Below are 21,683 nucleotides of genomic sequence, written 5' to 3' on the forward strand. Positions count from 1 at the left end.
GGCCGGGGCGGGCGTCAGACCAGCGGACGGTACGCGGTGAGCGTGACGGACAGCGTCACATCGCAGGGCTCGGGCAACCGCGCGATGCGCTCCTCCAGCCGCTCGGTCTGCTGATGCCAGGCGTTGGGGCCCATCCCCACCAGCTGCGGCACGGCCTTGTGGTCCAGTGTCATGGTGCTCCGCGACCGCTCCCGGGCCACCTCGGTGAAACGCGCCGAGAGCCGGTCCGCCAGCCGCTCGTCCTTCTGCTCGCCGACCCGCAGCAACCCCAGCGCGTCCACCAGCTCGCGCAGATGATCCGGCCGGGGCGTCACCACCAGCAGCACACCCTCGGGACGCAGAATCCGCCGCAGCTCGGCCGGATTGCGCGGCGCGAAGACATTGAGGACCACCGACGCGGCACCGTCGGCGAACGGCAGCCCGTCCCACGCGTCGGCCACCACCGCGCTGATCCGGGGATGCGCCCGCGCGGCCCGGCGGGCGGCGAACTTGGAGATGTCGAGCAGGATTCCCTCGGAGTCCGGGAACTCCGACATCACCCGGGCAAGGTGATAGCCCGTGCCGCCACCGATGTCCACGACACACCCGAGGTCCCCGCCCGTGGCCTCCGGTGCCGTCGCGCGCGCCAGTGCGGCCAGTGCCCCGGCGATCGGCGCGTAGTGGCCGGCGGCCAGGAACTCCGCACGGGCCGCCACCATGGCGGCGGTGTCCGCGCTGAACTTGGCGGCGCCACGCAGCAGATTGACGTACCCCTGCTTCGCCACATCGAAGCTGTGCCCCTGCGGGCACCGCAGCACGCCGTCGGTCGTCGTCATGGCGTCGGAGCAGTACGGACAGCGAAGGTACCGAACCGCCTCTTTCCGCATCGTGTCCCCCGTTACCGCCGTTGTCCTGACAGGGCCCCAGCCTATGCGCAGGTCCCCGGGGTGCCGCACACCCACCCCCTGCCTCGGTACGCGGCCCCGGTCCGCCTCACCACGCTGACCCGGCACAGGATTTTGTCAACGGGCTTTGCAAAGTGGGGCCGACTCGGTACGGTCCCCTTACGCCCACGGACCCGTGCGGCGCCCCAGGCGCGACGGCGCGCGCTGTGCCCAACCCCCTTTGAGAATCACACTTCTCCCCGGAGGTTCCCCGTGCACAGGAAACGTCCCGACCTGCCCGCCCCCGCCCCGCGCCGCTCCGTGATGAAGGCCGCGGCCGGCGCCGTGCCGATCACCGCGGCGAACGCGCCCACCGTGCGCGTGCTCGCCGCGCTGGACGAGTCCTCGTACAGCGGCGGCACCGTGAACGGCGATCAACCCATCAGCCGCTACCAGGCGTACAAGGGCGGCCGGGCCTTCTGCACCGGACTCGGCCACACCAAGGAGTCCTACGCCGAGCCCGCCTCCCGGCAGCACCTCTTCGGCGGCATCACCTACGCCACGGGCGTGGCCAAGTGACCCCCGACGTCCCGCGCCGGCAGTTCATGGCCCTCGCCGCCACGGCCACCACGGGCCTCGCGGCCACCGGTCTGCCCGCCGGGTCCGCCCACGCCGCGCGCCACGGCCACCAGGCGGCGGACCGGCCGCTGGCGCTGTGGTACCGCGCGCCCGCCGCCGACTGGCTGAGCGCCCTGCCGCTGGGCAACGGGCGGCTCGGCGCGATGGTGTTCGGGGGGACCGAGACCGAGCGGCTGCAGCTCAACGCGGACACGCTCTGGGCGGGCGGGCCGCACGAATACGACAACAACAAGGGCCTGGCCGCCCTGCCCCGCATCCGGCAGCTCGTCTTCGACGGAAAGTGGCCCGAGGCCGAGACACTGATCAACTCCGACTTCCTCGGTGTGCCCGGCGGCCAGGCCCAGTACCAGACCGTCGGCAGCCTGCTCCTGAAGCTGCCGACGGGCGGCGCGGTGTCCGGCTACCGGCGGGAGCTGGACCTGGACTCGGCGATCGCCACCACCACCTACACCCGCGACGGTGTGACGTACACCCGCGAGGCGTTCGCCAGCGCTCCCGACCGCGTCATCGTCGTCCGGCTGTCCGCGTCCAGGAAGGGCGCCCTGTCCTTCGGCGCCACGTTCGACAGCCCGCTGCACACCTCCCCGTCCTCGCCCGACCCGCTCACCGCCGCCCTCGACGGGACCGGCGACGCCACGGGCGGGGTGGCCGGCGCGGTGGGGTTCCGCGCGCTGGTGCGGGTGCTCGCCGAGGGCGGCACCACCACCAGCGCGGGCGGGACCGTCACCGTCCGGGGCGCCGACGCGGCCACCGTCCTGGTGTCCATCGGCACCACCTATGTGAACTGGGAGAACGCCCATGGCGACGCGGCGGGCCGGGCGGCGGCGGACCTCAACCCGGCGGCGAACAGCCCGTACGGCCGGCTGCGCGGTCGCCATGTCGAGGACCACCGCGCGCTGTTTCGCCGCACCTCGCTGGACGTGGGCACCAGCGACGCGGCGGCCCTGCCCACCGACGAGCGGGTCGCCCGCTTCGCCTCCGGCGGCGATCCGCAACTGATCGAGCTGCACTTCCAGTACGGCCGCTATCTGCTCATCGCGGCGTCCCGCCCCGGCACCCAGCCGGCCAACCTCCAGGGCATCTGGAACGACCTGACGAGCCCGCCCTGGGGCTCGAAGTACACCATCAACATCAATACGGAGATGAACTACTGGCCGGCCGCGCCCGCCAACCTCCTGGAGTGCTGGGAGCCGGTCTTCACCCTGCTCGACGAGCTGGCCGTCGCCGGGCGGTCCACGGCGCGCACTCAGTACGGCGCGGACGGCTGGGTCACCCACCACAACACCGACGCCTGGCGCGGCACGGCGCCCGTCGACGGCGCCTTCTGGGGCATGTGGCCGATGGGTGGCGCGTGGCTGTCCATGGCCATCTGGGAGCACTACCGCTACACCCGCGACACGGCGAAGCTGCGGGCGCGCTATCCCGTCCTCAAGGGCGCGGCCGAGTTCTTCCTCGACGCGCTGGTGACCGACCCGACCACGGGCGCGCTGGTCACCTGCCCCTCCGTCTCCCCGGAGAACGCCCACCACGACGGGGGTGGCGGCTCGCTGTGCGCCGGGCCGACGATGGACATGCAGCTGCTGCGCGACCTGTTCGGCGCCGTGGCCTCGGCCGCCGACCTCCTCGGCACCGACGCCGCCTTCCGGGACCAGGTGCTCGCCGCGCGCGGACGGCTCGCCCCCATGAAGATCGGCGCGCGGGGCCAGCTCCAGGAGTGGCAGCAGGACTGGGACGCGGGCGCCCCCGAGCAGCAGCACCGCCATGTCTCCCATCTGTACGGGCTGCATCCGAGCAACCAGATCAGCCGGACGCGCACCCCGGACCTGTTCGCCGCGGCGCGCACCACCCTCGTACAGCGCGGTGACGCGGGGACCGGGTGGTCGCTGGCCTGGAAGATCAACTTCTGGGCGCGGCTCCAGGAGGGCGATCGCTCCTACAAGCTGCTCACCGATCTGCTCACCCCCGAGCGCACCGCCCCCAACCTCTTCGACCTGCACCCGCCGTTCCAGATCGACGGCAACTTCGGCGCCTGCGCCGGAGTGACCGAATGGCTGCTGCAGAGCCAGCATGACGAGCTGCACCTGCTGCCCGCCCTCCCGCCGAACCTGCCGGACGGCAGCGTGCGGGGCCTGCTGGCGCGGGGCGGTTTCGAGGTGGACGTCAGCTGGACGGGCGGTGCGCTGAGCGAGGCGCGGCTGAGCGCCCGGGCCGGAGGCCCGACACGCCTGCGTACGGCGAAGGACGTGCGGGTGACCTCCGGGGACGCACCCGTCGCCACCACCCGGCCGGAGCCGGGGGTCACGGCCTTCACCGCGAACGCGGGCGCCACGTATGTGGTCCGTCCCGCCTGAGCGGGGGCTCAGTCGCCGGTTCCCCGCAACAGGGCGGGCAGGTCGGCCACCGAGTCCAGCACATGGGTCGCCCCGGCCGCGCGGAACGCCTCGTCACCGTGGGCCCCGGCGGCCGTCACGCACGCGCGAGCCGCTCCAGACGCTCGTGGAGATGGTCGACATAGCCCTCGGACTCCGGCTTCATCAGCACACTCCGCAGGATGCGGGCCCCGTCGGCGTCCCGGACGAGCTGGGGATGGAGAGCCGTGAGGCGATCGGCGCCGACGCGGAGCGTGCTCACGAAGACGGGGTCGCTGTCCGCCATCCCCTCCTGGAGGACGCGGTTGCTCGCCGCGTCGATCCGCGACAGCGTGGCGGCCTCGGTCACCGGGAAGTAGCTCACGATGTCCAGCTCCGGGGCCTGGTACAGCTCCAGGTGCGCCGAATCCTCGATCAGTTCGGCCCAGCGCAGCGCCGCCCGCCGGCCCGCCGCGAGCGACTGCCCCAGCCCCTCCCGCGTGGGCGGTATCAGCTGGAAGGTGAGCCACAGCGCGGCGGCCGCCGCGCCCGCGCGGGAGCACTCCAGGCTGATCTCGCCGAGGTGCAGCTCCTCGGAGGTGAAGTACGTGTACGGCGAGTCGTGCAGATAGAACCGGCCCACCGAGGGATCGCGGAACAGGACGGCGCCGCAGCCGTACGGCTGGAGGCCGTGCTTGTGCGGGTCCACGACGATGGAATCGGCCTCGGCGATGGCCCGCCACGGCTCCTCGGGCAGCCCCTCCGGGCCCGGCGCCCCGGCCAGCAGGGTGAAGAAACCGCCGTAGGCGGCGTCGACGTGGATACGGACGTCGTAGCGCTCGCGCAGCGCCGACGCCTCGTGGATCGGCTCGACGGCTCCGAGCCCGGTGGTGCCCGCGGTGAGCACGACGGTGCCGACGCGGCCGGTCCGCAGGACCCGCTCCAGCGCGTCGAGATCGATCCGGCCGAGGTCGTCCACCGGGACCGGATGGCCCTCCACTCCGAGGACACCGCACATCCGGCCATGGGTGTAGTGGGCCTCGGTGCTGTACGCGACACCCTTGCCGGGGTGCAGTTCGCGCGCCACGAAGAGCGCTTCGAGGTTGGCGATGGTGCCGCTGGTGGTCAGGTGGCCGAGGTGGGTGTCGTAGCCGAACATCGTGGCGAGCTGCTGGACGGCCTCCCGCTCCATCTCGGCGGTGGCCGGGCCGCCGTCCAGGGCGTGGTTGTTGGGATTGATCAGCATCGCCGTGAGGTAGCCCACGACGGCCGCCGGATGCGGTGGCTTGAGCATCTGGCCCGCGTAACGGGGGTGGAAGAAGGGGTAGTTGTCCTTCAGCCGCTCGGTGAAGGCCTCGAACGCGGTGGCGAACCGGGCGTCGTCGACCGCCAGCGCCGGATGGGCCTGGTAGGGGCCGAAGCTCTTCATCCAGTCGGCGTTGGACGCCACGGCCGTGGCGAGCCAGGCATTCAGATCCATGTGGTCCACTCCTTGGTCGGCTGGGGATCCGGTTCGGGGCCGGTGGTTCGGTTCAGGGTCGCTCGCGGGCGGATGCCGCGGAAGCCGATGTCGGTGGCCTCCTCGCGCGGATCGCCCTGTATCAGCCGGGTGGCACACGAAGCCGGTCCAGGTCAGATCGTGCGGGCGCGGCGCGGAGTTCTCCAGGTGCTGGCGGACGGCCGCGGCGGCGCGGTGGACGTTGGCGACGGCGGCCATCTGCTCGCGCTGGTCCCCCAAGGTGCCGGAGGGTTCAGACCAGGTGCCGGGAGAAGAACCTCAGCGTGCTGTCCAGCTCGAAGGCCGGGATCTCCGCGTGGGTGCCGGGGTTGGCGTGCAGCGTCTTCTCGGCCGAGGCCAAGGCGTCGAAGAGCGCCAGGCTCTGGTCACGCGGCACCCGCTCATCGTCCCACTGCACCAGGAACTCCACCGGGACGGTGATCCGCGCGGCGGCCTCGGCCGAGGCCAACGCCCCGCCCAGGCCCAGCACCGCCGCGCGGACCCGGGGCTCGGCGGCGACGAACGGAACGCCGAGGCCACAGCCCAGCGAGATCCCCCAGTAGCCCACCGGACCGGTGCCGACGTGATCGAGCTGCCGCACCGCGTCCAGCACCGCCCGCCATTCCGGGACGGTCTGGCGGGCCACCAGTGCCTGGAACTCGGCGATGAGCGGGGCCAGTTCGGCTCCGGCCTCCACCCGAGCCTGGTTCTCGGTGGCGATCCGGTTGTACTCCTCGTCCAGCGGCCGGTCGCCGTGCCCGGGCACATCGACCGCCACCGCCGCGAAACCGCACTCGGCCACGGAGCGGTGTGCGCGGGCCAGGATGTCCGGGGCCTTCTTGTGCTGACCGCCGCCGTGTCCCAGCAGGATCAGGGGACGGGCACCGGCGGCGCCTTCCGGCGTCCACAGCGCGCCGGGAACCTCACCGAGGGTGAAGAGCTGTTCGCGGACACCGTCGGACGATGTCTCAGAGGTGAAGCGCATTGCGTCGCAAGCCTTTCGGGAGGCCTTCCGCGGGCACTCCCCAGGCCATGCGGGAGAAGGGGGCCCGACCTGTCACAGCGTTGATCGGTCTCACCTCCTCGGTTCGCGGCGGCGCACGGCGGCACCGAAAGTATCACGACGGGCTCGAGCGGCAACGTCACCCCCTTCCCGAGCGGCCCGGCCGTCAGCGGTCCCGGGCAGGGTGCTGGTTGCGCTGGTGCGGGGCGGACAGGGCCGGGATCTCGGGGTGGTCGCGCAGGGCCGCCACGACCGCGTTCACCGCGGCGCGCCGCGTCGTGCCGCGCCGCACCGCGATGGTGATGTTGCGGTGCACCGGCGTGCTGAGCTCGCGGGTGGCGACGGCGTGGTCCGGGGTGATGGCGAGGGCGGGCAGCAGGGTGATCGACCGGGCCGACTCGACGTGTCGCAGCAGCATCAGACAGGGCGTGCAGCTCGGCCTCGGCCTCCGCCATCTGGTCCAGGATCTCCCGGCCCCGCCGGGCCAGCAGCAGCCCGGCCGGGGTCAGCCGCACCTTCCGCCCGGTCCGCTCGATCAGCCGGCACCGGGTCTCGGTCTCCAGGACCGCCAGTTGCTGGGACACCGTCGACGCGCTCAGGTGCAGCGTCTCGGCCACCGCGCGCACGGTGCCCAGCGTTTCCAGCAGGCTGAGCAGCCGCAGCCGACCCGAGTTGAGCATGGGGGCGATTCTACGGTTCCCCTGTCCGGTTTCACCGAACAGAACGGTCGGATCTGTGCGATGGACGCGCGCAGCGGCGCATCCCTACCGTCGTTCGCATGGATCCCGAGACAGCCGGTGGCGCCGTGGAGCGCCACCTCATCCGCTATTCCGGCCGAGCCGCGTTCACCCCCGAGGTCATCGCCCGCGCCGCGGGCACCTCGGTGTTCACCGAGAGCGGCCGCGAGCTGCTCGACTTCACCTCCGGCCAGATGAGTGCGATCCTCGGCCACTCCCATCCGGAGATCGTCGCCACGGTGCGTGAGCAGGTCGCCCACCTCGACCATCTGCACAGCGGCATGCTCAGCCGACCGGTCATCGACCTCACCCGGCGGCTCGCCGAGACCCTGCCCGACCCCCTCGAGAAGGCGTTGCTCCTGACCACCGGCGCGGAGGCGAACGAGGCCGCGGTGCGGATGGCGAAACTCGTCACCGGCCGCCATGAGATCGTCTCGTTCGCCCGGTCCTGGCACGGCATGACCCAGGCCGCCGCGAACGCCACCTACAGCGCCGGGCGCAAGGGCTACGGACCCGCCGCGCCGGGCAACTTCGCGCTGCCGGTGCCCGACCGCTTGCACCCCGACATCGTCGACGCCGAGGGCTCGCTCGACTGGCGCCGCCAGCTCGACCTGGGCTTCGACCTCATCGACGCCCAGTCGGTCGGCAGCCTCGCCGCCTGCCTGGTCGAGCCGATCCTCAGCTCCGGCGGCGTCATCGAGCTCCCGCCGGGCTATCTCGCCGCCCTCGCCCAGAAGTGCCGGGAGCGGGACATGCTGCTGATCCTCGACGAGGCGCAGACCGGGCTGTGCCGCACCGGCGACTGGTACGCACATCAACACGAGGGCGTCGTCCCGGACATCCTCACGCTGTCCAAGACGCTCGGCGCGGGGCTGCCGCTGGCCGCCGTGCTGACCAGCCCGGAGATCGAGCAGCAGGCGTACGACCGGGGGTTCCTGTTCTTCACCACCCACGTCAGCGACCCGCTGCCGGCGGCCGTCGGCAACACCGTCCTCGACGTCCTGGTCCGCGACCACCTCGACAAGCGTGCGCGCGAACTCGGCACGGCACTGCGCGGTCAGCTCGATGAGCTCGCCACCCGCCACGACGTCGTCGGGGACATCCGCGGCCGCGGGCTGCTGCTGGGCATGGAGCTGGTCGGTGACCAGGCGCTGGGCGCCGGTGGCGCCGACCGGCTCGGCGCGTCCGTCACCCGGCGCTGCTTCGAGCTCGGGCTGCACATGAACATCGTCCAGTTGCCCGGCATGGGCGGCACCTTCCGGATCGCGCCGCCGCTGACCGCGAGCGACGACGAGATCGCCCGCGGTGCCGCCATCCTCGACCAGGCGCTCACCGACGCCGTCCGCGACCTCTGACGCCGTGTCATGAGTGCGCAGAGTCTCATGAGTCCGCATGACATCTGTCATGCGGACTCATGACACACCGCACTCCTCCCGGCCCCGCCGCGCCGGAAACCTGGAAGGCATGGACACCGTTATCGAAACCGCCGACTTGCGGCGGCACTACAAGGGCTTCGAGGCCGTGCGCGGCGTCGACCTCACGGTCGCCCGTGGTGAGCTCTTCGCGCTCCTGGGCACCAACGGGGCCGGTAAGACCTCCACCCTCGAAGTCCTGGAGGGGCAGGCCACCCCCACCTCCGGGACGGTTCGGGTGCTCGGCCGCGACCCGTACCGCGACCGCGCCGCCGTACGCCCCCGTATCGGGGTCATGCTCCAGGAGGGCGGCTTCCCGACCGAGCTGACCGTCACGGAGACCGCGCGCATGTGGGCGGGGTGCACCAGCGGCGCCCGCCCCGTGGCCGAGGCCCTGGAGCTGACCCGGCTGACCCAGCGGCGGGCGGTGCGGGTCAAGCAGCTCTCCGGTGGCGAGCGCCGCCGCCTCGATCTCGCCCTGGCCCTGCTGGGGCGGCCGGAGGTGCTGTTCCTCGACGAGCCGACGACCGGCCTGGACGCGCAATCCCGCCACGAGACCTGGGAGCTGATCCGGGAGCTCAAGGAACAGGGCACGACGGTGCTGCTCACCACCCACTACCTGGAGGAGGCGGAGCAGTTGGCCGACCGGCTGGCGATCATGCACGCCGGGCGGATCGCCACCTCGGGGCGGGTCGCCGACGTGGTGGCCGAACGGCCCTCGCGGATGAGCTTCGAGCTGCCCCTGGACCACTTCCTCGGCGATCTGCCACCGCTGGCACCGCTGGGGGTGACCAGGCAGGAGAACACCGGGCGGACGGTCCGGCTGGAGACCGCCGATCTCCAGCGCACGGCGACGGCGCTGCTGCTGTGGGCCCGGGACAAGGACGTGGCGCTGCGCGGGTTCGACGCCCGGTCGGCCACGCTGGAGGAGGCGTTCATGGAGATCGCGAAGGGTCTGGAGAGCGAGGGTTCACGATGACGACGTCAGCAGCCCCTACGGGACGGACGCACACGGCCACGCCCACCCGGGTCACCGCCATGGACCGCCTGGCCGCCCTCGGCCGCGCCGAGTTGACGCTGCTGGTGCGCAGCAAGGCGTCCCTGGTCACCGCGGTGGTCCTGCCGAGCGTGATGGCCTTCGCGATGCGCGGCGTGGTCGAGGAGCTTGACCTGGGCGGCACCGGCCTGTCGGTGGCCACCGTCATGCTGCCCGCCGCGCTGGCGATGGCGCTGTTCTTCTCCGTCTACACGAATCTGGTCGGCGTGTACGTGCTGCGCCGCGAGACCCTCGTACTGAAGCGGCTGCGCACCGGAGAGGTGCGCGACTGGGAGATCCTCGTCGGCAACGCCCTCCCGGCGTTCCTGCTGGCGGCCGTGCAGTCCGTGCTGCTGGCGATCGGGATGACCGTGTTCCTGGACGCGGACGCGCCGGCCGCCCCGCACCTGGCGGTGTTCGGGCTGCTCGTCGGCGTGGCGATGCTGGTGGCCGCGGGAGCGCTGACGGCGGCGTTCACCCGCACCGCGGAGAGCGCACAGCTGACGTTCCTGCCCTTCCTGCTGGTGACCATGGTCGCCTCCGGCGTCTACGCGCCGCGTGAGGTGATGCCGGACACGCTGGCCGACATCGCCGCCTGGCTGCCGTTCTCGCCGGTGATGGACCTGCTGAGGGGCGGCTGGACGGGCGATCTGGACGGTGCGGACCAACTCCGGGCGGCGCTCCTCGCGCTGGCCTGGACGGGCCTGGCAGTCTTCGGTGTGCGCCGGTGGTTCCGCTGGGGACCGCGGGGTTGAGGACGGGGGAGCCCGAAGCGATGGAGACGATGAGCATGAGCGTGGAGACCTGGGTGGAGCGGTTCGGGGGCCCGGACGGCCCCGAGCGCTACCGCCGCTACACCCTCGCCACCGTCGTCTTCCTCGCCGCCACCGAGGCGGCGCTGTGGGCGTTCTGGATCGCGACGACGGAGGCCGGCACGCTCGGGTCGGTCCTGGTGGCGGGCGTGGGCACGGTGCACGTCGCGGTCCAGGGGCTGCTCTCCCGCGCCGCCCTGCTCCACTACCTCGGCGCCGGTCCGCGCCCGGTCTGGCTGGTCGCGCTGTACGTCGCCGTCACCGTGGCCATGGCCGCCCTGGGCTGTGCGCTGCTGGCCGTCGGCCGCATCCGTGGAGGGGACCTGGCGGCGTATCTGGTCTGGCTGCTGATGTACTACGCGGGTCCGCCGATGCTGGCGCTGCCGCGCCGCCCCGGGGCGGCGCTGGTCGCGGCGGTGCCGGTGGTCGCGCTCGGCGCGGCGGCGGCGAGCGGGCTGTCGGACGAGCCGCTGGCCCTCGCGATCGGCGCCAGCCTGCTCATGGTTCCGTTCATGGCCGTCGCGATACGGGTCTCCGGGTGGAGCGTGCGGCTGATCGAGGAGCTGGCCAGGGCGCGTGCGACGCAGGCACGGCTGGCCGTGGCGGAGGAGCGGCTGCGGTTCGGCCGCGATCTGCACGATGTGCTGGGCCGCAACCTCGCGGTGGTGGCGCTGAAGAGCGAACTCGCGGTGGAGCTGGCGCGGCGGGGCCGGGAGGAAGCGGTGGCCCAGATGGAGGAGGTGCAGCGGATCGCGCAGGAGTCCCAGCGGGAGATCCGCGCGGTGGTACGCGGCTACCGCACCGCCGATCTGCACGCCGAACTGGCCGGGGCCCGGTCCGTCCTCGAAGCGGCCGGGATCGACTGCCGGATCGAGAACGGCCCGGCGGCGCGGCTGCCCGCGCAGACGCAGGCGGCGCTCGGCTGGGTGGTCCGCGAGGGAACGACGAACGTGCTCCGCCACGCACAGGGCGCGTCCCGCTGCGAGGTGTCGGTGCGCGCCACGGTCGCGGGCTCGGTGGCACTGCTGATGGAGAACGACGGGGCGGACGGGGACCCCCGACCGGGCACCGGCAGCGGTCTGCCGGGGCTGCGCGAGCGCCTGGCCGAGGTGGACGGCACCCTGGCCACCGAGCGGTGCGCGGACGGGATCTTCCGCCTGACCGCGAGGATTCCGTGGGAGGCGGCCGAATGATCAGGGTTCTGCTGGCGGACGACGAACACCTCATCCGGGGCGCGCTCGCCTCCCTCCTCGCGCTGGAGGACGACATCACCGTGGTGGCGGAGGCCGGATCGGGCGACGAGGCGCTGGCCATGGCCCGGGCACACCGCCCCGACGTGGCCGTCCTTGACATGCGGATGCCCGGGCGTGACGGGGTGTCGGTGGCGGCGCTGCTGCGCGACGAGGTGCCGGAGTGCGCCTCGATGATCGTCACCAGCCACGCCGGGGCCGGGGCGCTGAAGCAGGCGCTGGCGGCGGGTGTGCGCGGCTTCGTGCCGAAGACGGTGTCCGCGCGGCGACTGGCGGAGATCATCCGTACGGTGCACACGGACGGCCGCTACGTGGACCACGAACTGGCGGCGGACGCGATCGCCGCGGGCGAGTCGCCCCTCACCCCCCGCGAGGCGGAGATGCTGTCGCTGGCCGAGGACGGGGCACCGGTGGCGGAGATCGCCTCCCGCGCCGCGCTGTCGCCCGGGACGGTGCGCAACTACCTGTCCGCGGCCGCGGCCAAACTCGGCGCGGAGAACCGCCATGTGGCGGCGCGGATCGCCCGCGAGCGCGGTTGGCTGTAGTGGGGGTTCGCGCCGACAACAGTCCTCGCCAGTCGGTCAGCGCGGGCGCCGCCAGTCGGTCAGCGCGGACGCCGGCGTCGGCGGCGACCGACGAGGACGGCGCCACCGCCCAGGAGCAGCGCCGCCGCGCCCGCGGTCACCCACGCGGCGGCCGTGTCGGCGGGCCGGGACTCCGCCCTGGCGCGGGAGTCGGCCCTGGCGCGGGAGTCGGAGGGGTTGGCCGCGGGCGACGGCCGGGCCGAACCGGTGGCCGTGGCGGCCTTGACGATGAGGTCGGTGACCGCCTGGGGGTGGGCGATCATGGCCACGTGGGAGGAGTTGATCTCCACGGTGTGCGCGTGGGCGCGCTTGGCCTCGAACCGCTCCTGCCGGGGGTTGATGGTCTTGTCCTGCCGGGCGACGAGGAACCAGGACGGGATCTGCCGCCACGCCGCCACCTTGGCCTTCTCCGAGAACGCGGCCGTACTGGCGGGCCGTTGGGTCGCCGCCAGCAACTTCGCCGTACTGGCGGGCAGGTCGGCGGCGAAGACCCGGTGGAGCTTGTCCCGCTTGAGGTACAGATCCGTGCCCCGCACACCGCCACCGGCCCGGTACGGGACCGCCTTGATGGCGGTGGCGAGCTCGCTGGGGTACCGGGCGGCCAGCGACTGCCCGCTCTCCCCCTTGTCGAGCATCTGAGCGGACACGTACACCAGCGACTTCACCCGGGAGTTCCCCGCCGCGGCCACGCTGATGACCGCGCCGCCGTAGGAGTGGCCCACCAGCACGATCGGGCCCTTGACGCTGTCCAGGACGGAGGCGATGTAGGCGGAGTCGGTGGTGAGGCCGCGCAGCGGGTTGGCGGGGGCGATGACGGGGTAACCGCGGCGCTCCAGCCGTTGGATGACACCGTTCCAGCTGGAGCCGTCCGCGAACGCGCCGTGGATCAGGACCACCGTGGGTTTACCGGCCGCCGCGTCGTCCTCCGCGGCGGCCGGGGCCACCAGCGCCGTGCACACCGCCAGAGCGCATCCGGCCGCCGCGACACGTGCGCGGATCCGTCCGCGTCCGGAGCCGAGAGCCGGAGAGGCCGCCATGGTGTCCTCGCTTCCCTGGAGGTCTTCGCGTGAGGGCTGTGGCTCCTCAACGTTCGCCGGACCCGCGGCGCGGGGCCGCACGGCGGCGTCCGACCGGGTGAAGTAGGCGATCCACCAGGGTTACGCCACGCCGACAACGATTCCCACGACCTGCGCGCGTCGCCCTTGTACTGCCTTTGCCTCGAGTTCGCCGAGCATTGGCCTGAGCTTGTTTGCATGCAGGAATGGACCACATCACCTTCTTGGTGGCGGTCGTCATCGTCACGGCGCTCGCCTTCGACTTCACCAACGGATTCCATGACACGGCCAACGCGATGGCCACCTCCATCGCCACCGGCGCGCTCACCCCCAGAACGGCGGTTCTGGTGAGCGGGATCCTCAATATCGTCGGTGCCTTCCTGTCCACCGAGGTCGCCAAGACCATCTCCGGTGGCATCGTCGACGACACCCTGGTCACCCCGGGCATGATCTTCGCGGGGCTGGTCGGGGCGATCCTCTGGAATCTGCTGACCTGGCTGGTCGGGCTGCCGTCGAGCTCGTCGCACGCCCTGTTCGGCGGGCTGATCGGGGCCGTGTGGGTCGGTGCGGGCTCGCACGGCGTGCACTTCGACAAGGTTGTCGAGAAGGTGCTGATACCGGCGGTGGCCTCGCCGCTCGTGGCCGGTGTCGCCGCGCTGCTGGCCACCTACCTCGCGTACCGGCTCACCGACCGCGCCCGAAAGAAGTCCGTGACCAAGGGCTTCCGGGCCGGTCAGATCGCCTCGGCCTCGCTCGTCTCGCTCGCCCACGGCACCAACGACGCGCAGAAGACCATGGGCGTCATCACGCTGACCCTGATCTCGACGGGTGCCCTCGGCCACGACGCCGGTCCGCCGCTGTGGGTGATCGCCTCCGCGGGTCTCGCCATCGGTCTCGGCACCTACCTGGGCGGCTGGCGGATCATCCGCACCATGGGCAAGGGGCTGACCGAGATCCAGTCCCCGCAGGGCTTCGCCGCCGAGACCGCCTCCACGACCGTCATCCTCACCTCCGCCCACCTCGGCTTCGCCCTGTCCACCACCCAGGTGGCCTCCGGCAGCATCCTCGGCGCCGGTCTCGGCCGCCGGCTGGCGGAGGTGCGCTGGGGCGTCGCGGGCCGCATGGTGATCGCCTGGATGGTCACCCTGCCCGCGGCCGCGCTGGTCGGCGGCGTCTCCGCGAGCGTGGTCACGAACGGCGGAAACGTGGGCGCGGCGGTCGTCGCGCTGGTCGGCGCGGCCCTCGCCGCGGGCATCGTGCTCCTCTCCCGCCGTAACCCCGTGGACGCGAAGAACGTCAACGACACCCACGAGGTCACCATCCGCAACGAGCCGCCGTCCACGGTCGGCACGGCCGCATAAGTCCTCGACTTCCGGAGAGTTGAAACGATGCATCTCGATTGGACCGCACTCGGCCAGGTCACCGCGGTGAGCATCGGCGTCACCATTGCCGTGGTCACCGTCTTCGCCCTCGGCGTCCTGGGCCTCGCCCGCGTGGAGGCGGCCCGTGAGGAGAACGGCGCCGGCTCGACCCTGGGCCTCACCCAGGCCGGGCTGTGCTTCGTGGCGTGCGCGGCGGTGGTGGCCTACGGGATCTATCTGATCGTGCCGCAGTTCCACTGAGAACGGATCCACTGTGAACGGATCCACTGGGAACGGAAAGGAAGGACCGCATGACGACGCCGCCCTTGCTGTCCGAGCTGGCCGACCTGACGGTCGACTACAGCGACCACGACGACCCCGTGCTCATCCGGCCGGACGGAAGCCCGGTCGACACCTGGCGGGAGAACTATCCCTACGCGCACCGCATGGAGCGCAAGGAGTACGAGTGGCACAAGCGGCTCCAGCAGATAGAACTGCTGAAGCTGCAGAGCTGGATCAAGGAGACCGGACGCCGGCTCGTCATCGTCTTCGAGGGCCGGGACGCGGCCGGCAAGGGCGGCACCATCAAGCGCTTCACCGAACACCTCAACCCGCGTGGCGCGCGGGTCGTGGCGCTGGAGAAGCCGACCGAGCGCGAACGTGGCCAGTGGTACTTCCAGCGCTATGTGGAGCATCTGCCGACCGCGGGTGAGATCGTGCTCTTCGACCGGTCCTGGTACAACCGGGCCGGGGTCGAGCGGGTCATGGGCTTCTGCTCCAGGGACGAGTACCGGCGCTTCATGCGCCAGGCGCCGCTCTTCGAGCGGATGCTCGTGGACGACGGCGTGGACCTGGTGAAGTTCTGGTTCTCGGTGTCCCAGAGCGAGCAGCGCACCCGCTTCACGATCCGTCAGGTGGATCCCGTACGGCAGTGGAAGCTCAGCCCGATGGACCTCGCCTCGCTGGCCCGCTGGGACGACTACACCGCCGCGAAGGTCGCCATGTTCCGCGAGACGGACACGGAGTACGCGCCCTGGACGGTGGTCAAGAGCAACGACAAAAAGCGGGCGCGCGTGGAGGCCATGCGCAGTGTGCTCGCCCGCTTCGACTACGCGGACAAGGACGAGGAGGTCGTCGGCACCCCCGACCCGCGCGTCGTGGGCGCGGCGGCGGGCCTGCTGGAGGAGGGCGAGGACGACACGAACGACGCCACCGACGGCGCCACGAGCGAAACCGACGACGGCGACGGGCGCTGACGAGCACACCGAAGCCGGGCACACCGAAGCCGAGCGCCAGGGCCGCCCCGGGTTGTCCGGTCAAGCCGCCCGTTGTCTCCCGCATCGTTCGGCCCGCCGTAACCGACGGCGCGGGGTGTGCACACCTGTTCGACGACCCGGCCGCCACCCCCTGACCACCCCGCCACCTTCGCCCGGTCAGCCGCGGTCCGCGTGCCCCCGCTTCCGGCGCTGGACGTACAGGCGACGACCCTCCGGCCCGGTCCACTCCAGCCGTACGACACCGGGCACGGCGGCGTCGGCGATGCGCGACGGATCGGACCAGTAGCCGAAGTTCGGATTGCGGAAGAACGTGGCCCACAGGTGGCCGCCGTGGTCCACGAAGACGTTGTTGTGTCCGGCGCCGACACCCGCGGTCCACCGCTCGGAGTACGGCCCCTCGAAGCTGTCCGAGACGGCGATGACGGCGTCGTAGTGGTATTGCACACGGCCCGGCCCGGGCGGGTCGTAGGCGTAGCGGGTGCTGCCGTCGGGATTGACCGACGTCCGGTTCCACGCGGCCTGGAGGAGGTAGTACGCGCCCTCGTACGGGAACACGTACGCGCCCTCGAGGTACGGCTCGGGGGAGTAGGGCCGCTGCCGGAACGCCGGGAGGCCGCTCGTCGGGACGATGTCCTCCATGTCGTCCCGGAACGTCGCGTACAGGTTGTTGTGCAGCACGAGCCGCGCGGCGTCGCCCTCGGTGAAGAGGCTGCCGTCGATGTGGTGGTACGCGCCGGGCTCGATGAACTCCGGCCCGCCGATGAACGGTTCGCCGAAGGGCTTGTCGAGGTTGCCCTCGATGAGCCGGTACGGGCCCTCGATACCGCCCTCGCTCACCAGCAGGAACGAACCGACCTTCCGGGAGTGGTCGCCCATGCACGCGACGATGTACCAGGTGTCGCGGAAGCGGTGCAGCTCCGGGGCCCAGACCTGGCCGCGCTTGCCGAACCGCTCGTCGTACCAGTACTCCTGCCACGGGGCGACGACGGTGCGTCCGGGCCGGTTCTCGCCGACGAACTCGGGCGACCACACCTTGCCCCGCTCGGCGCCGGGCCGGATGCCGGTCGTGTCCACCAGCCTCCAGGGCCCGCGCAGGGACGGGGCCACCCACACGAAGATGCCGTCGTTCCACGGGCCGGCGGCAGTGAGCCCGGGCACGCGGGTGGTGCCCGTGGCCACGTAGACCGGACGGCCGTCCACGACGAAGCAGTTGACGTAGGTGTCCCGCATCCAGACCAGGCCGCGCTCCCGGTCGCGGGGGCGTGGCTCGAGCGGGAGGATGAAGGAGTTGTCCTCGCGCGGCCACAGGTCCGGGCGGGTGTCCGCGAGGCCGTAGGGGGCGGGTTCGGGCCAGTTCGACGGGTACCGCCGCGTCGCGGCGGCCTCCGGGGGCGATGCCTGGGCGGCGGCCGCGGGCAGTCCCGCCGCCACGCCCAGGGAACCCGCTACTCCGGCCAGCAATGTGCGTCTGTGGATGGGCGACCTGTTCTCCGAGCTGGTTGGCATGCACACAGCATGCGAACCCCCATCGATTTTCGTCAAGAGCCAGGAAAAAAAGATGACGCGGCGCGGACCGGGTACCCGATGCGGGGCGCCCGGAGGGTCCGGACGCCCCGCCCGGAAAGGCGGTGACTCATGGATCTGCCCCGTGCCCGTGCGCACGGCACCGTGACCCAGCGGCTCATCGATGATCATCTGTTGTCCGGCCGGATGGAGCCGGGGGAGGAGATCGCGCTGCGGGTGGACCAGACGCTGACGCAGGACGCCACCGGCACGCTGGTGATGCAGGAGCTGGAGGCGCTGGCCCTGGACCGGGTCCGTACGGAGGCCAGCGTCCAGTACGTCGACCACAACATCCTCCAGGCCGACGAGCGCAATGCCGAGGACCATCTCTTCCTGCGCTCGGCCGCGCGCCGCTTCGGCCTGTGGTTCTCCAAACCCGGCAACGGCGTCTCCCACCCGACCCATATGCACCACTTCGGCGCCCCCGGTAAAACGCTGGCCGGTTCCGACTCGCACACCTGCGCGGCCGGTTCCCTGGGCATGCTGGCGATCGGCACCGGCGGCCTGGAAGTGGCGCTCGCCATGGCCGGACGGCCGCTCCACCTCACCATGCCGAAGGTCTGGGGCATCCGGCTGACCGGCGAGCTGCCCCCGTGGGTCAGCGCCAAGGACGTGATCCTGGAGCTGCTGCGCCGCCACGGGGTGCAGGGAGGCGTCCATCGTGTCCTGGAGTACCACGGCCCCGGTCTGGCCTCCCTCACCGCGATGGACCGCCACGTCATCGCCAACATGGGGGCGGAACTCGGCGCCACCACCACCGTCTTCCCCTCGGACGGGGCGGTGCGCGGCTTCCTCGACGGGGTGGGGCGCGGCGATGACTTCGTCGAGATCACCGCGGAGGAGGACGCGTCCTACGACCTCGACGAGGAGATCGACCTGTCGTCGCTGGAGCCGCTCATCGCACGGCCCACCTCCCCGGGAAACGTCGTGCCGGTCCGGGAGGCCGCCGGGGAGCCCATCGCCCAGGCCGTCATCGGCTCCTCCGCCAACCCCGGGTTCCGCGACTTCGCCGTTCCGGCCGCCATGGTGGCCGGGCGGCAGGTCCCGGCCGGGGTGAGCTTCGACATCAACCCGACATCCCGCGAGATCCTCCAGGACCTGACGCGCCGCGGTGCCACGTTCGACCTGATCGCCGCCGGTGCCCGCATCCACCAGTCGGGCTGTCTGGGCTGCATCGGCATGGGGCAGGCCCCGGCCTCGGGAAGCAACTCCCTGCGCACCTTCCCGCGCAACTTCCCCGGTCGCTCCGGCACCGCGGACGACGCGGTGTGGCTGTGCTCACCGGAGACCGCCACGGCCTCCGCACTGACCGGCGCCATCGCGGATCCGCGCGACTGGGCCGACCGCGTCTCGGCGGCCCCTCCCACGCCGGAGGCGCCCGACCCGCCCTCGAACAACGACGCCATGCTGGAACCACCGCTGCCACCGGACGAGGCCGCACGCGTCCAACTGGTACGCGGCCCCAACATCTCCGCACTGCCGGAGCTGGATCCGCTGCCGGACAGCATCCACGGCCCCGTACTCCTCAAGGCCGGTGACGACGTCTCGACCGACGAGATCTCCCCGGCCGGGGCGGACGCCCTGCCCTACCGCTCCAACATCCCCAAGCTGGCGGGATTCACCCTCACCCGGCTGGACCCCGACTATCCGCGGCGCGCCGAGGCGGTCCGGGAGGACACCGGGCATCTCATCGTCGCCGGTGCGAACTACGGACAGGGCTCGTCCCGCGAACACGCCGCCATCGCCCCGCGCTACCTCGGGCTGCGAGCCGTCATCGCCAAGTCCTACGCCCGCATCCACTGGCAGAACCTGGTCAACTTCGGTGTGCTGCCGCTCGAATTCGAGGACCCCGCCGACTACGACCGGATCGGCCCCGACGACCGGCTGCATGTGCCCGGTCTGCGCGACGCCCTCGCACCGGGCGGCGAACCGACCCTCCGCGTCCGCAACGCGACCCGGGACGAGGAGTACACCGTCCGCCACCGCCTCTCGCCCCGGCAGCGGGAGGCGGTGCTCGCGGGCGGTATCATCCCGGCTCTCGCACACTGAGGTGAGTGCAATGACCCTGAGCGACGGAACGTATCGGATAGGCCCGCCGGACGCCCGGCTGCTGATCAAGACCAGCCGTACCGGGCTCGGCCGGAGGGCCGGGCACGATCTGACGCTGGAGGCCACCCGATGGTCCGGGGACCTGGCGGTTGCCGCGAGCGCCCCTGAGCGGTCGTCGGTGAGCGTGACGATCGAGACGGACTCGCTCGACGTCCGGGAGGGGGTCGGCGGGCTGAAACCACTCACCGACGGCGACCGGGCCGACATCAAACGGACGCTGGAGGGCAAGGGGCAGCTGCACACCGTGGAGCACCCCACGATCACCTTCCGCTCCACCCACATCACCGGAACGCCCGAGTCCTTCGAGGTCACGGGCGACCTCACCATCAAGGGCCGGACCCACCCGGTGACGGTGCACGGGAGCGCCGATCCGGACGGGACGCTGCGCGGCTCGGCGTCCTTCGCCCAGTCCACCTGGGGGATCAAGCCGTACACCGCGTTCCTGGGCGCGTTGAAGCTGGCCGACGAGGTCCGGGTGGAGTTCGTGTGCCCCGGCGTGGCGGGCCGTTGAGGGGCCGCCACGCCGGGGGTGCATCCAGGGGGTGCCGCTAGCTGTCGCTGTCGCTGTTGCTCTCGGTCCGGGACGCGTCCTGGCAGCTCTCCGCGCCCTTGCACCGCTGGAGCGCGGTGAGGGTGCGGTGCAGGGCGGCCCGTTGCCCGGCCGACAGGGACGCCGCCCGGTTGTTCAGCTGCTCGGGGTCGGAGTCCAGATCGTAGAACTCGCGCTCCCCATCGGTGTATTCGACATAGAGGGAGTCATCGGTGCGCATCGCCGCGTAGGTCGGCGGATCGCCCGCGTTCGCGGGCGCCGCGTCGGGATCGCCCTTCTTGGACGCCGCGCGATGGTGCTCGACCAGGACGGCCTCGCGCCACTCCTCCTCCGTGCGTCCGTGCATCAGGTCGTTCAGGCTGTGCCCGTCCACGGTCGACGGCGGGTCCACGCCCGCGAGGTCCAGGAAGGTCGGGTTGAGGTCGACGTTCTCCGCGAGCTGCGACACCTTCTCACCGGCCGGAACATCGGGTCCGGTGACCATCAGCGGCACGTTGACATCGGTGTCGTAGGCGGTCTGCTTTCCGGTGCGGAGCCGGTGTTCGCCCATGTGGAAGCCGTTGTCCGACCCGAACACGATATAGGTGTCGTCCGCCAGGCCCTTGTCCTCGAGTGTCTTCTCCAGCTGACCGATCATGTCGTCGACCGCCTGGACCGAACGCACTCGCTTGGCGAAATTCCGGTCGATCCTCTTCTTCTCCTTCGACGTCAGCGGTGACAGGGAGCGCTGCCACTGCGGCGCGTTGAGGGTCGCCTTGTCATAGGCATCGGTCTGCGGAGCCTTGAGCCCCGGGAACGTGCCCTTGTCGCGCGGCGCGGGTACGTAGGGGCCGTGCGGTGCGAACGTGGCCACCTCCAACATGAACGGCTTCTTCTCTTCCGCCGAGGCGCCGATGAACGAGGTGGCCTTCTTCGACAGGACATCCGTCAGATAGTCCTGGGGGGCCTTCCCATAGGGCACGACCTTGCCGTTCTCGTTCAGGTCGTAGTTGTACTCGTTGTAGCCCTTCCCGGCGACATCCCACTCGTCCCAGCCGGATGGCACATAGGGCTTGTCGGTGCCGTTCTTGTCGCCCGGCTGGTATCCGTTGAGGTACTTGCCCATGAATCCGGTGCGATAGCCGGCGCGTTGCAGCGCGGGCCCGAAGGTCTTCTTTTCGTTGCCGTTCTTCAGAAAGGCGTGGTAGCCGCCGTCGTCGCCGCTGTTGGTGAAGACACCGGTGTTGTGCGGGTATTGACCGGTGAGGATGGATGTACGCGACGGGCAGCACAGCGAGTCGGTGGCGAAGAAGTTGGTGAAGGTCGTCCCCTTCTTCTGCATCTCCTGTACGTGCGGCATGTACTTCACGAGATTCCATGCCAGGTCGTCAGTGAGGACGTACACGATGTTGGGCTTCGTGCCGGAACGCGAGGCGGGGGTGTCGGAGGAGCCGCTTTCGGCCGCCGCGTTCCCCCCTCTGTCGCACGAGGCCAACATCGCGACGGCCAGGGCCGCACACAAGGCGGCGAGGACACGTGGACGGCGACTGTCGAACATGGCGCAACCTCCTACGAGTTGGGCGTCTTCGTCGCCGGGAACCGTAGGA

17 protein-coding genes and 2 pseudogenes are annotated in these 21,683 nt (G+C 71.5%); 12 read left to right on the forward strand and 7 right to left on the reverse strand.

What is annotated here, in order from left to right; genetic code table 11:
* Nucleotides 1–14: 14 nt before the first annotated feature.
* A complete protein-coding gene (locus IEJ02_RS13285; protein ID WP_191065027.1) occupies nucleotides 15–866 on the reverse strand; it encodes a putative RNA methyltransferase in 852 nt (283 codons plus the stop codon).
* Nucleotides 867–1,238: 372 nt separating this feature from the next.
* On the opposite strand from IEJ02_RS13285, the pseudogene IEJ02_RS13290 reads away from it, so the two are divergent.
* Both IEJ02_RS13290 and IEJ02_RS13295 read left to right on the forward strand, forming a co-directional pair.
* Nucleotides 1,239–1,439 (forward strand): annotated as a pseudogene (locus IEJ02_RS13290) (ThuA domain-containing protein); the annotation flags it as partial.
* A 29-nt stretch (nucleotides 1,440–1,468) separates the two neighbouring features.
* Complete coding sequence (locus tag IEJ02_RS13295) at nucleotides 1,469–3,853, forward strand: glycoside hydrolase family 95 protein (protein WP_223863765.1); 2,385 nt, start codon at nucleotides 1,469–1,471, stop codon at nucleotides 3,851–3,853.
* Nucleotides 3,854–3,968: 115 nt separating this feature from the next.
* On the opposite strand, the gene IEJ02_RS13300 is transcribed toward IEJ02_RS13295, so the two are convergent.
* The 3 genes and pseudogenes from IEJ02_RS13300 to IEJ02_RS13310 form a co-directional block, all read right to left on the reverse strand.
* Nucleotides 3,969–5,330, reverse strand: coding sequence for a pyridoxal phosphate-dependent decarboxylase family protein (locus IEJ02_RS13300; protein WP_191065029.1), 1,362 nt, complete (start codon nucleotides 5,328–5,330; stop codon nucleotides 3,969–3,971).
* A gap of 271 nt (nucleotides 5,331–5,601) precedes the next feature.
* Nucleotides 5,602–6,333 carry a dienelactone hydrolase family protein gene (locus IEJ02_RS13305; protein WP_191065030.1) on the reverse strand — a complete coding sequence of 244 codons (732 nt, stop codon included), beginning with the start codon at nucleotides 6,331–6,333 and terminating at the stop codon, nucleotides 5,602–5,604.
* A 184-nt stretch (nucleotides 6,334–6,517) separates the two neighbouring features.
* Nucleotides 6,518–7,031: pseudogene (locus IEJ02_RS13310) on the reverse strand (LysR family transcriptional regulator).
* Between the two features lie 98 nt (nucleotides 7,032–7,129).
* Between IEJ02_RS13310 and IEJ02_RS13315 the strand changes: the two are divergent.
* From IEJ02_RS13315 to IEJ02_RS13335, 5 genes are all read left to right on the forward strand, one after another.
* Nucleotides 7,130–8,443 carry an aspartate aminotransferase family protein gene (locus IEJ02_RS13315; RefSeq protein ID WP_191065031.1) on the forward strand — a complete coding sequence of 438 codons (1,314 nt, stop codon included), beginning with the start codon at nucleotides 7,130–7,132 and terminating at the stop codon, nucleotides 8,441–8,443.
* Between the two features lie 109 nt (nucleotides 8,444–8,552).
* Complete coding sequence (locus IEJ02_RS13320) at nucleotides 8,553–9,479, forward strand: ABC transporter ATP-binding protein (RefSeq protein ID WP_191065092.1); 927 nt, start codon at nucleotides 8,553–8,555, stop codon at nucleotides 9,477–9,479.
* The gene (locus IEJ02_RS13325) at nucleotides 9,476–10,291 is read left to right on the forward strand and encodes an ABC transporter permease (protein ID WP_191065032.1); all 816 of its coding nucleotides are present in this window, start codon (nucleotides 9,476–9,478) and stop codon (nucleotides 10,289–10,291) included. The genes IEJ02_RS13320 and IEJ02_RS13325 overlap by 4 nt, the downstream gene beginning before the upstream one ends.
* Nucleotides 10,292–10,326: 35 nt before the next feature.
* Nucleotides 10,327–11,541, forward strand: a complete 1,215-nt coding sequence (locus IEJ02_RS13330; protein ID WP_223863739.1) for a sensor histidine kinase — start codon at nucleotides 10,327–10,329, stop codon at nucleotides 11,539–11,541.
* Nucleotides 11,538–12,143, forward strand: coding sequence for a response regulator transcription factor (locus IEJ02_RS13335; RefSeq protein WP_191065033.1), 606 nt, complete (start codon nucleotides 11,538–11,540; stop codon nucleotides 12,141–12,143). The genes IEJ02_RS13330 and IEJ02_RS13335 overlap by 4 nt, the downstream gene beginning before the upstream one ends.
* 59 nt (nucleotides 12,144–12,202) lie before the next feature.
* Here the strand turns inward: IEJ02_RS13335 and IEJ02_RS13340 are convergent, their stop codons facing one another.
* Nucleotides 12,203–13,219, reverse strand: a complete 1,017-nt coding sequence (locus IEJ02_RS13340; RefSeq protein ID WP_191065034.1) for an alpha/beta fold hydrolase — start codon at nucleotides 13,217–13,219, stop codon at nucleotides 12,203–12,205.
* A gap of 224 nt (nucleotides 13,220–13,443) precedes the next feature.
* Between IEJ02_RS13340 and IEJ02_RS13345 the strand changes: the two genes are divergently transcribed.
* From IEJ02_RS13345 to ppk2, 3 genes are read left to right on the forward strand one after another with little or no spacing between them, the layout of a single operon-like run.
* A complete protein-coding gene (locus IEJ02_RS13345; protein ID WP_191065035.1) occupies nucleotides 13,444–14,598 on the forward strand; it encodes an inorganic phosphate transporter in 1,155 nt (384 codons plus the stop codon).
* 27 nt (nucleotides 14,599–14,625) lie between these two features.
* Nucleotides 14,626–14,859, forward strand: coding sequence for a hypothetical protein (locus tag IEJ02_RS13350; protein WP_191065036.1), 234 nt, complete (start codon nucleotides 14,626–14,628; stop codon nucleotides 14,857–14,859).
* A gap of 50 nt (nucleotides 14,860–14,909) precedes the next feature.
* Nucleotides 14,910–15,854: a polyphosphate kinase 2 gene (ppk2, locus tag IEJ02_RS13355; RefSeq protein ID WP_191065037.1), complete on the forward strand. Its 945-nt coding sequence runs from the start codon at nucleotides 14,910–14,912 to the stop codon at nucleotides 15,852–15,854.
* Between the two features lie 177 nt (nucleotides 15,855–16,031).
* Here ppk2 and IEJ02_RS13360 read toward each other — a convergent pair whose 3' ends face one another.
* Entirely contained in the window at nucleotides 16,032–17,381 is a 1,350-nt protein-coding gene (locus IEJ02_RS13360) for a family 43 glycosylhydrolase (protein ID WP_191065038.1), read from the reverse strand.
* 129 nt (nucleotides 17,382–17,510) lie between these two features.
* Between IEJ02_RS13360 and IEJ02_RS13365 the strand changes: the two genes are divergently transcribed.
* Both IEJ02_RS13365 and IEJ02_RS13370 read left to right on the forward strand, forming a co-directional pair.
* Complete coding sequence (locus tag IEJ02_RS13365) at nucleotides 17,511–19,487, forward strand: aconitate hydratase (protein WP_191065039.1); 1,977 nt, start codon at nucleotides 17,511–17,513, stop codon at nucleotides 19,485–19,487.
* Between the two features lie 10 nt (nucleotides 19,488–19,497).
* Nucleotides 19,498–20,058, forward strand: coding sequence for a YceI family protein (locus tag IEJ02_RS13370; protein ID WP_191065040.1), 561 nt, complete (start codon nucleotides 19,498–19,500; stop codon nucleotides 20,056–20,058).
* A 37-nt stretch (nucleotides 20,059–20,095) separates the two neighbouring features.
* On the opposite strand, the gene IEJ02_RS13375 is transcribed toward IEJ02_RS13370, so the two are convergent.
* Nucleotides 20,096–21,634, reverse strand: coding sequence for a sulfatase family protein (locus IEJ02_RS13375; protein ID WP_191065041.1), 1,539 nt, complete (start codon nucleotides 21,632–21,634; stop codon nucleotides 20,096–20,098).
* Nucleotides 21,635–21,683: the final 49 nt, after the last annotated feature.

Source organism: Streptomyces sp. 5-10 (genome assembly GCF_014712245.1).
GTDB classification, from domain to species: domain Bacteria; phylum Actinomycetota; class Actinomycetes; order Streptomycetales; family Streptomycetaceae; genus Streptomyces; species Streptomyces violaceusniger.